Genomic DNA, 14,223 nt, shown 5'->3' on the forward strand with positions numbered 1-14,223 from the left:
ACATACTGAGGTTCCCTCACTATGAGGTGACTGTCAAGTGAGGTAGCCTAGGTCACCATGGACCAGCAGCACCCCGACACCCTCCGGGATCTCCTGATGTCCAGCGCCCGCGCCCTGCGCCGACGCTGGTTCGTCGCGCTGGAGCCCTGGCAGCTGTCGCCGCACGAATACCGCGCGCTGCAGGTGATCGACCGCGACACCGACCGGCATCCTCGGCTCGGCGACGTCGCGAAGGCACTGCGCATCGCGCCGCGGTCCGCGACCGAGGTCGTCGACAGGCTCGAGGAACGCGGGCTCACCGAACGGGTCCCGGACGCCGCCGACCGGCGCGCCACGTGCGTCCGCCTGACCGACGCCGGTCGCCGCATCATCGGCGAGCTCGAGACGGCGCGCGCCGACGACGCCGAGGACTTCTTCGCGGCGCTCGACGGGCACGATCGCGCCGAGCTGCGCCGCATCCTCGACAAACTGCGCTGACGCGCCTGTGCGCGGTTGACGAGTCCAGACACTCGTCAACCGCGCACGGGCGGCGAAGCCGCCTACAGAATGGGCGCAGGCGAGTACTTCGCCGCCTCGGGGTTCTGCTCCACCAGCAAACCGACCCGGCGGACCACCGTGGCCACCTGGGACTCGGCCGCGCCGATGAAGGCGGACTTGTCGGCCAGCGCGGCGTCCAGCTGCGCGCGGTCCAGCGGGAACCGGTCGTCGGCGGCCAGGCGGTCGAGCAGGTCGGGCTCGCGGCCGTCCTCGCGCATCGCCAGCGCGACGGCGACCGCGTGCTCCTTGATGACCTCGTGCGCGGTCTCGCGGCCGGTGCCCGCGCGCACGGCGGCCATCAGCATCCGGGTGGTGGCCAGGAACGGCAGGTAGCGGGTGAGCTCCTTCTCGATGACCGCCGGGTACGCACCGAACTCGTCGAGCACGGTCAGGAAGGTCTCGATCTGTCCGTCGATCGCGAAGAACGCGTCGGGCAGCGCCACCCGGCGGACCACCGAGCAGAACACGTCGCCCTCGTTCCACTGCGCGCCTGCCAGCTCCGCCGCCATCGACGCGTAGCCGCGCAGCACGACCTGCAGGCCGTTGACGCGCTCGCAGGAGCGGGTGTTCATCTTGTGCGGCATCGCCGACGAGCCGACCTGGCCGGGCTGGAAGCCCTCGGTGACCAGCTCGTGGCCCGCCATCAGGCGGATGGTGTGCGCGAACGAGGACGGGCCTGCGCCCACCTGGACCAGCGCGGACAGCACGTCGTGGTCCAGCGAGCGCGGGTACACCTGGCCGACGCTGGTCAGCACGTGCGCGAAGCCGAGGTGCTCGGCGACCTTCGCCTCGAGGAAATCGAGCTTCTCGGTGTCGCCGCCGAGCAGGTCGAGCATGTCCTGGGCGGTGCCCATCGGGCCCTTGATGCCGCGCAGCGGGTACCGGTCGATCAGCTCGCGCAGGCGGGTCAGCGCGACGAGGAGCTCGTCCGCGGCGGAGGCGAACCGCTTGCCGAGGGTGGTGGCCTGCGCGGCGACGTTGTGGCTGCGGCCCGCCATCACCAGCGACGAGTACTCGGCGGCCCTCTCCCCGAGCCGCGCGGCGACCGCGACGCCGTGCGCATACACGTGCTCGAGCGAACGGAAGATCTGCAGCTGCTCGACGTTCTCGGTGAGGTCGCGGCTGGTCAGGCCCTTGTGCACGTGCTCGTGTCCGGCGAGGGCGTTGAACTCCTCGATCCGCGCCTTGACGTCGTGCCGGGTCACCCGCTCGCGGTCCGCGATGGAATCGAGGTCCACCTGCTCGAGGACCCGCTCGTAGTCGGCGAGCGCGTCCTCGGGCACGTCGATGCCGAGCGAGGCCTGCGCCCGCAGCACCGCCAGCCACAGCTGACGCTCCAGCACGATCTTGTGCTCGGGCGACCACAGCTCCCTCAGGTCGGGGCTGGCGTATCGGTTGGCAAGGACGTTGGGGATGCGGCTCACGAGCGCCCAGTTTACGGCCGCCGCCCGCGGGACCGGCAGCCGCGCCACCCGGGGCGTGCGGCTACAGCTCCGGCTCCTCAGGCGGGAGCGGCGGGAGCGGCGGCGCCGCGACCTCGATGACGTCCGACAGCATCTCCCTTGCCAACTTCTCGGGGTCGGGGTCGGACTCGCTCAGCGCCCCGACGATGGCCCCGTCCACCACGCAGATCAGCCTGCGCAGTCCCTCCTGCCGGACCTGCCGTCCGGACCGGCGCAACACCTCACCGAGCGCATCGTCGAACTGGACCCGCAGCCGTTTCTGTACCTCGTGCAGCTGGGGATGCCGCGCGGACGCGATGAAGCACTCGTACCTGGCGATGAGGTGTTCCCGCGTGACGCCCTCGATCGGGCCGACCAACAGCTCGATGATCAGCTCGACGACGGCCGCGGAGTCGCGGTCGGCCTGTGTGATCCGGTCGATCCGGGCGCGCATGGCGTCCATCTCCCGGCTGCCGCTCAGCTCGACCGCCCGCGCGATCAGGTCGTCGAGGGAATCGAAGTAGTAGGTGGTCGACGCGAGCGGCAGGCAGGCGCGCTGGGCCACCGCCCGATGGCGGACCGCCTCGAACCCGCCCTCGAGCATCAGGTCGGCCGCGGCCTCGACGAGCGCCATCCGGCGTCGTTCGCCCTTGGGAGTCGCCGCGGAAGACACCCGGCCCATCGTGCCAGCGGAAGCGCTGCGCCGAGTCGATTTCGTTTGAGCGGGCGCGGGCGAGGCCGCCGTCCCGTCAGTGTCCGAGTGCAGCACTTCGCCCCAATCGCTCCAGGGCCTCTTGCACGTCGGCCGTCGCGCCGGCGAACGAGATCCGCACGGTCCGGTCGCCGCGGACCGTGTCGAAGTCGACGCCCGGCGCCAGCGCCACCCCGGTCTCCCGGAGCAGTTCCGCGCACCAGGACGTCGAATCGTCGGTGAGATGGCCGATGTCGGCGTAGGCGTAGAAGGCGCCGTCCGCCGGGGCCAGGTCCGTGATTCCCAGTGTAGGCAGCGCGGCCAGCACCAGGTCACGGTTCGCCGCGTACCGCCGCACGTGCCCGTCCAGCTCGGCCATGGACTCGTCGGTGAAGGCCGCGACCGCCGCGTGCTGCGAGATCGCGGGCGGGCACACCGTCATGTTCGAGGCGAGTCGCTGCAGCGCGCGGCGCAGCGACGCAGGCACCAGCATCCAGCCCAGGCGCCAGCCGGTCATCGAGAAGTACTTGGAGACCGAGCCGACCACGACGGCCTCGCGCGATGTCTCCCAGGCCGACGCGGTCGCCGAGTGGCCGGAGCCGAATTCGATCCCGTGGTAGATCTCGTCGGAGATCAGCAGGGTGCCGTGCTCCTCGCACCAGCGCGCGAGGGCGGCGAGTTCGGTCGGGTCGATAACGGTGCCGGTCGGGTTGGCCGGGCTCGCGACGACCAGTCCTGCGGGCGGCTCGTCCAGCGCCTCGAGCATCGCGACCGTCGGCTGGAAGCGGGTCTCCGGCCCGCAGTCGAGTTCGAGCACCCGACAGCCGAGCGCGGTGAGCGTGTTGCGGTACGCCGGGTATCCGGGCCGCGCCACCACCACCGTGTCGCCCGCGTCGAATGCCGCGAGGAAGATCAGGGTGAAGGCGCCGGACGAGCCGGTGGTCACCACGACCTCGTCCGGATCGACCGCGATCGACGACTTCGCGCTGTGGTACCCGGCGATCGCCTCCCGCAGCGGCAGGATCCCGAACGTCTCGGTGTAGCCGAGCAATTGGGCGCCGAGGGCCTCGTGCGCCGCACGCAGCACGGGGCCAGGCGCCTGGGTGGACGGCTGCCCCGCGGCCAGCGTCAGGACATCGCCGTGGGTTCGGGCCCGCTCGGTGGCGGCCTTCCAGACGTCCATCACATGGAAGGTGGGGACCTGGGATCGCTGGGACTCTTCTCGCACCGGGACGAGGCTAGTGCCTTGCGCTCGAAGTCCATTGATGATTGCCGGGGATCCACGTGGATGCGTCGCAAGGCGGAGCAGGTCCAGGTAGCGGGGTTCTACCTGGACCTGCGACAACGCCGCGAGGCGCCGCGTGGATCCCCGGCAAGCGCAAGAAGACTTCGGGCGCGGGGCACTGAGCGCCCGGGCCGTTTGGCCGACCGCAACCGCGACGACAGCGGCCCCGAGGATCGAATCCTCGGGGCCGCTGTCGGCAGGGGGTGCTGCTATTCGGTACCGGTCGTGCTCATGTCAGTGCATGTCGTTCGCGACGATCGCGGCGATGTTCCGTTCCGCGAGAGCGGTGATGGTGACGAACGGATTGACGCCCAGGTTGCCCGGCACCAGCGCGCCGTCCATCACGTACAGGCCCGGGTGTCCGTGCAGCCGGCCGTAGTTGTCGGTGGCCTTGTTCAGGATCGCGCCGCCGAGGGGGTGGTAGGTCAGTCCGTCGCCCCAGACCTTGTAGCCACCGAACATGTCGGTGCGGTAGATCGTGCCCTCCTTGGAGTTGATCTTGTCGAAGATCCGCTTCGCCATGTTGATGCCGGGCTGGTTCTGCGAGGTCTGCCATGACAGCCCGACCTTGCCGGTCGACGAGTTGTACTGGAACTGGGCGCGTTCCGGGTTCTTGGTGATCGACAGGTACAGGCTGATGAACAGGTCGGCTCCGGCAGGGAAGGGCGCGATCTCCGCGAACGCCGGTCCCCCGGCGTCGTCCCAGTTGTCGATGCCCATCGTCGGGATCGACGACTGCTTGCCACCCGTCGGGTCCCACAGGTGGTTGGCGCGGGCGACCATGACGTTGCCGTTGTTGCCCCAGCCCTGACCCACCTCGCCGGACAGATTCGGCAGATGCCCCTGCGCCTTCATCGCCACCAGCAGCTTGCTGGTGCCCACGCTGCCTGCCGCGAAGAACACCTTGTCCGCGGTGACCGTCTTGGTCGCGACGACGTTGCCCTGCTCGTCGATCTGCTCCATCTCGACGGAGTAGCCGGCCCCGCTCGGCACGACCTTGGTGACCCGGTGCAGGCTGGTGATGGTGACCTTGCCGGTCGAGGCCGCCTGCGCGAGGTACGTCTTGGGCAGCGACTTCTTGCCCGCATGGTTGCCGAAGATGACCTCGCCCGCCAGCGCGGACTTGGGCACGGCGCCCGCCGCCTCCTGCTTCATGTAGTTCATGTCGTAGACGTTGGGCACGAAGGTGGTCTTGAAGCCAGACCGTTCCGCGGTCTTGCGCCCGGTGCGCGCGAACTTGTACCACTCGGTCGACTCGAACCAGGCCTGGTCGATGTTGTTGACGCCGAGCCCGGCGTTCGCCCTCGGGAAGAACGTCCCGTACATCTCGTTGGAGTCCACCGAGGGCAGGAGCTCCTCGAAGTAGCCGCGTCGGGGCGTGACAGCCATGCCGCCGTTGACCAGGGAGCCGCCGCCGACGCCGCGGCCCTGGTAGACGTTGATCCCGCCCATGTTCTCGCAGTCGAGGATGCCGACGTACTTCTCGATGTCCTTGTCGATCGAGACGCCCATGAAATGCGAGACCGGCTGCGCCGTACGGTTCCTCAGCCAGAACCCGCGCTTGTCCGGCGAGGTGGTGGAGGTGAAGACCCCGGAGGCGGCCGTACCCCAGTCCCGTCCCATCTCGACGATGTGGGCGTCGATACCCGCCTGCGCCAGCCGCAGCGCGGTCACCGAACCGCCGTAGCCACTGCCGATGATCAGGGCGGGCACCCGGTCACCGGTGTTGAGTGCGCGACGCGGGGATGCCGCGGCCGTGGTGGCAGCCAGCGACGGCGCGAGCGCAACGGCGCCCGCCGCCAGGCCCGTCGCCGCCATGAACCTACGGCGGGAAAACTGCGACTTGGTGGTCGCTGTATAGCTTCGTGACGCTTGGTATTCGGTCAACGGAACCTCTCTGATCACGGGCCAATAAAGTAGAACTCGTTATACAGCCGTGACAGCGTCGAGATTCGCAATACCGACCGGTAATAAATCGAAACCCCGCAGCACATATCGAAATGCTCGAAATGCCTGTGCCGCAGCATTATCACCAGTACTGTTCAACGATTCTCATGCACCGGGGGCGCCCCATGTGGGCCCAGGCCCACACCGCGGCGCCCCCGGCAATTGCGGGAACACGATCACCAACGGGTGGAACTAATGCAGATCGTTCGCGACGATCGTGGCCATGTTCCGTTCGGCGAGGGCGGTGATGGTGACGAACGGATTGACACCGACATTGCCCGGCACCAGCGACCCGTCCATCACGTACAGGCCCGGGTACTCCGGGAGCCGCCCGAAGTTGTCGGTCGCCTGGTTCAGGATGCAACCACCGAGGGGGTGGTAGGTCAGTCCGTCGCCCCACGTCTTGTACACACCGAACAGGTCGGTGCGGTAGATCGTGCCCTCCTTGGAGTTGATCTTGTCGAACACCCGCTTGGCCATGTCGATGCCGGGCTGGTTCTGCGAGGCCTGCCAGGACAGCCCCACCTTGCCGGTCGACGAGTTGTACTGGAACTGGGCACGTTCCGGGTTCTTGGTGATCGCCAGGTAGAGGCTGACCCACAGCTCGGTGCCCGCCGGGAACGGCGCGATCTCCGCAAAGACCGGACCGGCCGGGTCGGCCCAGTTGTCGATGCCCATCGTCGGGATCGACGACTGCTTGGCGCCGGTCGGGTCCCAGCCCTGGTTGGCGCGGCCGACCATGACGTTGCCGTTGTTGCCCCAGCCCTGACCGACCGCACCGGGAAGGTTCGGCAGGTGACCCTGCGCCTTCATCGCGACGAGCAGCTTGCTGGTACCGACGCTGCCTGCGGCGAAGAAGACCTTGTCCGCGGTGACCGTCTTGGTCGCGACGGTATTGCCCTGCTCGTCGATCTGCTTCATCTCGACCGAGTACCCGCCGCCACTGGCGGCCGGCGCCACCTTGGTCACCTCGTGCAGCGTGGTGATGGTGAGCTTGCCGGTGGCCGATGCCTGCGCCAGATAGGTCTTGTCCAGCGACTTCTTCCCGGCGTTGTTGCCGTAGATGACCTCGCCTGCCAGCGCGGACTTGGCGACCTGACCGGCGTCCTCCTTCTTCATGTAGTCGAAGTCGTAGACGTTGGGCACGAAGGTCGTCTGGAATCCGGAGCGCTGCGCGGTCTTCCTGCCGACCCGGGCGAACTGGTAGTAGTCGGTGGACTCGAACCAGGCCTGGTCGATGTTGTTCACCCCGAGACCGGCATTCGCCCTCGGGAAGAAGGTCCCGTACATCTCGTTGGAGTCGACCGAGGGCAGGATCTCCTCGAAGTAGCCCCGCTTGGGCGTCACGGCCATGCCGCCGTTGGCCAGCGAACCGCCGCCGACCCCTCGACCCTGGTAGACGTTGATCCCGCCCATGTTCTCGCAGTCGAGCACGCCGACGTACTTCTCGATATCCTTGTCCACCGAGCCGCCCGAGAAGTGCGAAACCGGCTGCGCCGTACGCGTCCTCAACCAGTAGGCCCGCTTGTCCGGCGTGAGCATCGGGGAGAAGATCTTGCCGTCGGAGCCGGGCGTCGTCCACGCCCGGCCCATCTCGATGATGTGGGTGTCGATTCCCGCCTGTGTCAGCCTCAGCGCCGCCACCGCGCCGCCGTACCCGCTGCCGATGATCAGGGCGGGCACCCGGTCGCCGGTGTTGAGGGCGCGCCGCGGCGATGCCGCCGCCGAGGCCCACGAGGAGGAGAGCGCCGCGGCCCCCACCGCGAAACCCGTTGCCGCCATGAACTTCCTGCGGGAAAGCTGGGGATTGAAAGTGGTCGCTGCCGTGCCTCGCGACGCCTGGTACTCGCTCAACGGAACCTCTCTGTCAGGGCCAATAAAACTGGAACCTGTTATACGAGAGAAGTCGCACGTTACCGTTCGGTAATCCTGACGCCGCTCACAGTCCGGAATGGATCGCGGAAACGACAGTGCGAGAACACAATCGCCAGTACTGTTTTACGCATCGACGACCTGGACCAGCGACCAACTAGATGGTGATGCGGCCCTCGACGGCGGCGAGCCCGATGTCGCGGCGGAAGTGCCCGCCTGCCAGCCGGACCTCGGCGAGCTTGGCGTAGGCGTCCTCGCGCGCACTGGTCAGGTCGGCGCCGACCCCGACGACGCTGAGCACCCGGCCGCCGGAGGACACCACGGCGCCGTCCTCGCGCAGGCCGGTGCCCGCGTGCAGCACATCCTTCGCATCGGCACCGCTGATCACGTCGCCCGTGCGGGGGCGTCCGGGGTAGTTCTCGGCGGCCAGCACCACGGTCACCGCGGCACCGTCGCGCCAGCGCAGCGGGGCCACCTCGGCGAGGGTTCCGGTCGCGGTGGCGTTCAGCAGCTTACCGAGCGGGGACTCCAGCAGCGCCAGCACCGCCTGGGTCTCCGGGTCGCCGAAGCGGCAGTTGAACTCGACCACGGCGGGGCCGTCCTTGCCGATCGCCAGTCCGGCGTACAACAGACCCGAGAAGCCGCTGCCGCGCTTGACCAGCTCCGCGGCCACCGGGACGACGACCTCGTCGACGATCTGGGTCACCGTCTCCTCGGGCAGCCACGGCAACGGGGTGTAGGCGCCCATGCCGCCGGTGTTCGGCCCGGTGTCGCCGTCGCCGACCCGCTTGTGGTCCTGCGCGGGCAGCAGCGGCACCACGGTCTCGCCGTCGACCAGGCAGAACAGCGACACCTCCGGCCCGTCGAGGTAGGACTCCAACAGGACCGGGTGCCCGGTCTCGAGCAGCTCGGCGGCGTGATCGCGGGCGGCGCCGCGGTCGGTGGTGACGACGACGCCCTTGCCTGCGGCCAGCCCGTCGTCCTTGACCACCCAGTGCGGGCCGAAGCGATCAAGGGCCTCGTCCAGGTTGGCGGGGCTGTCGACGATCTCGCTGTGCGCGGTCCGCACGCCCGCCGCCGCCATCACGTCCTTCGCGAATGCCTTGGAACCCTCGATCCGCGCGGCATCGGCCGACGGCCCGAAGCACGCGATCCCGGCCGCGCGGACGGCGTCGGCGACGCCGACCACCAGCGGCACCTCGGGGCCGATCACGACCAGGTCCGCGGCGACCTTCTGCGCCAGTGCCACCACGGCCTCCCCGGACGCGACGTCCACGGGGTGCTGCTCGGCGATCTTGGCGATCCCGGCGTTGCCGGGTGCGGCGAACAGGGCCGTCACACCCGGGTCGCGCCCGAGGGCGAGAAGAAGGGCATGTTCACGGGCTCCGGAGCCGATAACGAGTACGCGCACGGACCTCAGACTACGGCCCGGCCTGTACCCGAGGCGCGGTCAGGTCGTACATAGTTGCGCCATCAACCGTGGTGGCGGCGAAGGTCTGTGCGACCCATTCGGATATCTGTGCACCGCTGCCGCCGGAGTCGCCGGGGCCCATGCCGCCACCCCCGATGAAGTAGTGGATCCTCCCCTCGGCCACGTACTGCTGGAACTGCGCCAGGCTCGGCGAGGGGTCACTGCCGTTGAAGCCGCCGATCGGCATCACCGGATCCCCGGTGGCCAGCTGGTACCCGGAGGCGCTGTTGGAGCCGACGGTGGCGGCCACCCAGGTGTACCGGTCTGCGTCTTGTTCGAGCAGTTCTGTCATGTCAGCGCTGGGCTCGCTGCCGTTCAGCAACCCGCCGCCGGGGCCGCCCCCACTCATCTGTTCTGGCCCGCCCGGCCGCTTTCCCGCGCGTCCTCCCGGCGGGTTCCCGGCAGGTCCGCCCGGCGCAGGCCCGGTCCCCGGGGTCCCGGGGGCGGCGCCCGTCTGCGGCGGACCCACCATCACCTTGCCGTCCTGGACGATCATCCACCCCGCCCCGGCGTATTCGCCGAGGTCGAACGGCAGTCCCCGGGCGCTCGGCCCGGCGGTGGGCAGCGCGCCGCCGTGCGGGGTCCCGATGGTGTCTGCCGCGTACGCGGCCGGGCCCGCCAGCCCGGTGAGCATCCCCGCCACCGCGGCCGCCGCTGCCACCCGCCCGCTCAGGCGCGGCCACAGCAGGGCCACCGCCGCGAGGGCGCCGACCACCAGCACCGTCCAGCGCAGCCACGGCAGGAAGGACGAGCTTCGACCGAGCAACTCCCATGCCCACGCGGCGCTCGCGGCCAGGGTGCCCGCCAGCACGACGCGGACCCACCAGTCGGCCCGCCTGCGCCAGGCCAGCACCGCGCCCGCGCCGACCAGAGCGCCGACCTGCGGGGCCATCGCGACCGTGTAGTACGAGTGGAAGATCCCGGCCATGAAGCTGAACACCAGCCCCGTGACGACCAGCCAGGACCCGAACAGCACGAAAGCCGCCCGCCGGGGATCGACGCGGGCACTCCTGCCACACAACACGATTCCGAGCATGCCGAGGATGAGCGCGGCGGGTATCAGCCACGCGATCTGACCGCCCTGCTCCAGGTCGAACATCCGGGTGATGCCGGTACTCCCCCACATCCCGCCAGGACCACCACCGGGCAGTTCGACGAAGGGCGGCATCCCGGCGGCCTCCGTGCCCGGCCCCGGCCCCTGTCCCGGCGTGACGCTGCCCCGCTCGTTGCCGCTGAGTCGGCCGAGCCCGTTGTACCCGAGGGTGAGTTCGAGGATCGAATTGTCCTGCGAGCCGCCGATCCACGGACGGGAGTCGGCGGGCCACAGCTCCACGGTCAGCAGCCACCAGCCGGCGGCGGCGACCATCGCGGCCAGCGCAGCGAACAGCTGCAGCACCCGCCTGCCCAGCTTCGGCGGCCCGAAAAGCAGGTAGGTCAGCGCGAGCGGCGGCACCACGAGCATCACCTGCAGCTGCTTGGTCAGGAAGCCCAGCCCGACGAACGCGCCGGTGAGCACCAGCCACCGGGTCCGGCCGTCCGACACGCCGCGCAGCAGCGCCCAGACGGAGGCGACCATGAGCAGCACCAGCAACGCGTCCGGGTTGTTGAACCGGAACATCAGCACCGCGACCGGCGTGAGCGCCAGCACGAGCCCGGCGAGCAGCCCGGCCGCGGCGCCGAAATACCGCCGCACCGTCGCCCACAGCAGGGCGACGGTGGCGACCCCCATCAGGGCCTGCGGCACGAGGATGCTCCACGAGCTGAGGCCGAACGCGCGCACCGACAGCGCCATCATCCACAACGAGGCGGGCGGCTTGTCGACGGTGATCGAGTTCGCGGCGTCCGACGAGCCGAAGAAGAAGGCCTTCCAGGACACCGAACCCGCCTGCACCGCGGCGGAGTAGAACGAGTTGGCCCAGCCGGAGGCGCCGAGTCCCCAGATGTAGGCGACGGCGGTCCCGATCAGCAGCGCCGCCAGCAGCCACGGTTCCCACCGAAAGCGCGGCGGTGCTGGATCGGGGTGCGCCGTCACGATCTGCGGTGCAGCGGTGGTGGTGGTCACGGAGTGACTCCTTCGTGGTGATTGCGGAACACCCAGCGCAGCGCGACGAACCGGGTGACGGTGGCGACGAGGTTCGCGGCGACGAGCACCGCGAGTTCGAGATGCTTGGAGGCGTCTGGCAGCCAGCGGTGCAGGGCGAACAGGGATCCGCTGGTGAGCAGCAGTCCGAACGCGAAGACCGCGAGGCCCTGGGCCTGGTGTTTGGCGGCGTCCGACCGGCCGCGCACCCCGAAGGTGAACGCCCGGTTGGCGGCGGTGTTGAGCACCGCGGTGACGAGCAGCGCGACGAGATTCGCCGCCTGGGCGCCGATCACGGGATGCAGTGCCAGGTAGAGCAGCGCGTAGGCGAGGGTCGAGGCGACCCCGACGACCGCGAACCGGGCCAGTTGCCCGACCATCCCGCGCGGCACCCCCGGCACCAGCGGCTCGCGGCCGAGCCCCTCCCGGAGCGCGGCGACCGGCAGGGCGCCGGTGGCCAGCGCCCGTCCGACCCGCACCACCCCCCTGAGGTCGGCGAGCGCGGTGGCGACGAGGTCGACGGAACTGTCGGGGTCGTCGACCCAGTCCACCGGCACCTCGTGGATCCGCAGACCCACCCGCTCGGCCAGCACCAGCAGTTCGGTGTCGAAGAACCAGCCGGTGTCCTGCACCAGCGGCAGCAGCCGTCGCGCGACGTCCGTCCGGATCGCCTTGAAACCGCACTGGGCGTCGGTGAATTTCGCTCGCAAGGCTCCGCGCAGGATCAGGTTGTAGCAGCGGGAGATCACCTCGCGTTTGGGCCCGCGCACCACCCGTGACGAGCGCGAGAGCCTCGATCCGATCGCGAGGTCCGAGTGCCCGGACAGCAGCGGCGCCACCAGCGGCAGCAGCGCGTTGAGGTCGGTGGACAGGTCCACGTCCATGTACGCGACGACCCGTGCGTCCGATCCGCCCCACACCGCGCTCAGTGCCCGGCCGCGGCCCTTCTCGTCGAGGTGGACCACGCGGACCCCGTCGAACTCGGTGGCGAGCCGCGCCGCGACCGAGAGGGTCGAGTCGGTGCTCGCGTTGTCCGCGACGGTGATTCGGCTCGGGTACGGAACCGACGCGTCGAGATGCTGACGCAGCCGCCGCACGCAGCGCTCGAGGTCGCGTTCCTCGTTGTACACCGGGATGACCACGTCGAGCGCCACGGTCTGGGCGTCCGGTGGCGGTTCCGGTGCCGTCTCGCCCCGGACCAGTGATTTCGTCATGCGGCCCACCCTCGCGGCCGAACCTGTGGTGTCCCTGGACCGAGGCTGGCAACTTCCTGCGGACATGATGTGACTTATGTCACACGTCGGTGGCGATGAGTACCGGAGCCGACCGCCGTCTCTATTGCTGAACCCACCGAACGGTGACAAGAGAGTTCGACGAAAGGACTCAGATCATGGAATCCATCACCACGCCAGCCGGAATCACGCTCGCCTTCGACCGCTACGTCGGTGGCGATGCCGGAACAGTCATTCTCGTCGGTGGTGCATTCAGCTACCGCGCATTCCCGAAAATGGTGGAGCTGGCCCAGAAGCTGGCCGATGAATACCGTCTCACCGTCATCAATTACGACCGTCGCGGCCGGGGCGACAGCAGCGATTCGCCGGGCGTGTACGACGTCGAGAACGAGATCGACGATATCGCCGCCCTGGTGGAGGCGACGGGTGGATCCGCCGCACTGTTCGGCTGGTCCTCCGGCGCGGGACTCGCGCTGCTGGCGGCCGCCTCGGGCCGGGTGCCCGGCATCACCAAGGTCATCGCCTTCGAACCGCCGTTCGTCGTGAACCACGAGGACTTCGTTCCCGCCGCGGATCTTGATGTGACGCTGCACAAGCTGATCGCCGAGGACCGCCGCGCCGACGTCGTGAAGTTCTACATGACCCACGCCATGGGCATGCCCCGCCCCTTCGTCGCCGTCATGCGGTTCACACCGTTCTGGAAGAGCCTGAAGGCGACCGCCCCTGCGACCGCACATGATTGGGCCGTCATGGGCGACTACATGCGCGGCGAACCGCTGCGCGCGGCGGATTGGTCCGACATCACCGTGCCGACCCTGGTCATCTCCGGCGGAAAGAGCGGCGATCTGCTGCGCACCGCCGCTCGCGCGATCACCGCGGCCCTGCCCAACGCCCAGCACGTGGAACTGGCCAAGCTGAGTCACAACCCGAACATCGCGCTCCTCACCCCGCCCGCAGGCGAATTCCTCACCGGTACAGCAAAATACGCCGTCTGATCCGCTCGCAGCCGCGCCCGACCACACCGCCAGGAGCACTCCCATGCGCAGAATCACCGCAGGCCTGTTCATTTCGCTCGACGGCGTCGTCGGCGAACCTCAGGACTGGCACTTCCCCTACTTCAACGACGAGATGGGCGCGGCCGTCGGCTCGCAGCTCGCGTCAGCCGACACCCTGCTCCTCGGCCGCGAGACCTACGACAGTTTCGCCGGAGCCTGGCCGGGGCGGGAAGCCACGGGCGGCGAGGACGCCGGCATGGCCAAGGCCCTCGGCGATGCCCGCAAGATCGTCGTCTCCCGCCGGGATCTCGAATTCACCTGGCGCAACTCCGAACAGCTGGCGGGCGAGCTGGTCGACGCCGTCACCGAGCTCAAGCAGCAGCCGGGCGCGACGGATATCGCCATGAGCGGTTCCCCGTCGATCGTCCAGCAGTTGCTGGCAGCGGGGCTGATCGACGAACTGCATCTGCTCGTGCACCCCATCGCCCTGCGCAGCGGCAAGCGGCTGTTCGAGGAGGGCGCGCCGATCCCACTGCGCCTGATCTCCGCCCAGACGTTCACCACCGGGGTGCTGCACCTGATCTACACCTCCGCCGAAGCCGCTGGCTCCGCCGGCTACGACGACGCCAAAGTGCATCTCGCCGACGTATCGGGTCACCCGGCATAATCGC

At 69.3% G+C, this 14,223-nt stretch carries 11 protein-coding genes; 3 read left to right on the forward strand and 8 right to left on the reverse strand.

Features of this window, described 5'->3' with window-relative positions; translation table 11 throughout:
- Positions 1-57: 57 nt before the first annotated feature.
- The gene (locus JOE46_RS13875) at positions 58-477 is read left to right on the forward strand and encodes a MarR family winged helix-turn-helix transcriptional regulator (protein WP_097211918.1); all 420 of its coding nucleotides are present in this window, start codon (positions 58-60) and stop codon (positions 475-477) included.
- Between the two features lie 62 nt (positions 478-539).
- Here JOE46_RS13875 and purB read toward each other — a convergent pair whose 3' ends face one another.
- The 8 genes from purB to JOE46_RS13915 all read right to left on the reverse strand — a co-directional run bounded on the left by purB (position 540) and on the right by JOE46_RS13915 (position 12,539).
- Positions 540-1,961 (reverse strand): adenylosuccinate lyase, encoded by a 1,422-nt coding sequence (gene purB, locus JOE46_RS13880; protein ID WP_097212000.1) that lies wholly within the window; start codon positions 1,959-1,961, stop codon positions 540-542.
- A gap of 61 nt (positions 1,962-2,022) precedes the next feature.
- The gene (locus tag JOE46_RS13885) at positions 2,023-2,652 is read right to left on the reverse strand and encodes a TetR/AcrR family transcriptional regulator (RefSeq protein ID WP_097211999.1); all 630 of its coding nucleotides are present in this window, start codon (positions 2,650-2,652) and stop codon (positions 2,023-2,025) included.
- A gap of 76 nt (positions 2,653-2,728) precedes the next feature.
- Positions 2,729-3,898 carry a pyridoxal phosphate-dependent aminotransferase gene (locus JOE46_RS13890; protein WP_209927583.1) on the reverse strand — a complete coding sequence of 390 codons (1,170 nt, stop codon included), beginning with the start codon at positions 3,896-3,898 and terminating at the stop codon, positions 2,729-2,731.
- A gap of 291 nt (positions 3,899-4,189) precedes the next feature.
- Positions 4,190-5,773 carry a GMC oxidoreductase gene (locus JOE46_RS13895; protein ID WP_097211915.1) on the reverse strand — a complete coding sequence of 528 codons (1,584 nt, stop codon included), beginning with the start codon at positions 5,771-5,773 and terminating at the stop codon, positions 4,190-4,192.
- A gap of 321 nt (positions 5,774-6,094) precedes the next feature.
- The gene (locus tag JOE46_RS13900) at positions 6,095-7,684 is read right to left on the reverse strand and encodes a GMC oxidoreductase (protein WP_179800556.1); all 1,590 of its coding nucleotides are present in this window, start codon (positions 7,682-7,684) and stop codon (positions 6,095-6,097) included.
- A 247-nt stretch (positions 7,685-7,931) separates the two neighbouring features.
- Positions 7,932-9,185, reverse strand: coding sequence for a phosphoribosylamine--glycine ligase (gene purD / locus JOE46_RS13905; protein ID WP_209927585.1), 1,254 nt, complete (start codon positions 9,183-9,185; stop codon positions 7,932-7,934).
- 10 nt (positions 9,186-9,195) lie between these two features.
- A complete protein-coding gene (locus tag JOE46_RS13910) occupies positions 9,196-11,307 on the reverse strand; it encodes a glycosyltransferase family 39 protein (protein WP_209927586.1) in 2,112 nt (703 codons plus the stop codon).
- Positions 11,304-12,539, reverse strand: coding sequence for a bifunctional glycosyltransferase family 2/GtrA family protein (locus JOE46_RS13915; protein WP_209927587.1), 1,236 nt, complete (start codon positions 12,537-12,539; stop codon positions 11,304-11,306). The genes JOE46_RS13910 and JOE46_RS13915 overlap by 4 nt, the downstream gene beginning before the upstream one ends.
- A gap of 176 nt (positions 12,540-12,715) precedes the next feature.
- Between JOE46_RS13915 and JOE46_RS13920 the strand changes: the two genes are divergently transcribed.
- A complete protein-coding gene (locus tag JOE46_RS13920) occupies positions 12,716-13,552 on the forward strand; it encodes an alpha/beta fold hydrolase (protein ID WP_097211910.1) in 837 nt (278 codons plus the stop codon).
- A 43-nt stretch (positions 13,553-13,595) separates the two neighbouring features.
- Positions 13,596-14,219: a dihydrofolate reductase family protein gene (locus JOE46_RS13925; RefSeq protein WP_097211909.1), complete on the forward strand. Its 624-nt coding sequence runs from the start codon at positions 13,596-13,598 to the stop codon at positions 14,217-14,219.
- Positions 14,220-14,223: the final 4 nt, after the last annotated feature.

It is taken from the genome of Rhodococcus sp. PvR099, assembly GCF_017833315.1.
GTDB classification, from domain to species: domain Bacteria; phylum Actinomycetota; class Actinomycetes; order Mycobacteriales; family Mycobacteriaceae; genus Rhodococcus_G; species Rhodococcus_G oryzae.

Bases quoted from the DNA above. Each gene is read 5' to 3' on its own strand.
- JOE46_RS13875 (WP_097211918.1), top strand. From the start codon at position 58: ATGGACCAGCAGCACCCCGACACCCTCCGGGATCTCCTGATGTCCAGC.
- JOE46_RS13895 (WP_097211915.1), bottom strand. From the start codon at position 5,773: ATGGCGGCGACGGGCCTGGCGGCGGGCGCCGTTGCGCTCGCGCCGTCG.
- JOE46_RS13900 (WP_179800556.1), bottom strand. From the start codon at position 7,684: ATGGCGGCAACGGGTTTCGCGGTGGGGGCCGCGGCGCTCTCCTCCTCG.
- JOE46_RS13915 (WP_209927587.1), bottom strand. From the start codon at position 12,539: ATGACGAAATCACTGGTCCGGGGCGAGACGGCACCGGAACCGCCACCG.
- JOE46_RS13920 (WP_097211910.1), top strand. From the start codon at position 12,716: ATGGAATCCATCACCACGCCAGCCGGAATCACGCTCGCCTTCGACCGC.
- JOE46_RS13925 (WP_097211909.1), top strand. From the start codon at position 13,596: ATGCGCAGAATCACCGCAGGCCTGTTCATTTCGCTCGACGGCGTCGTC.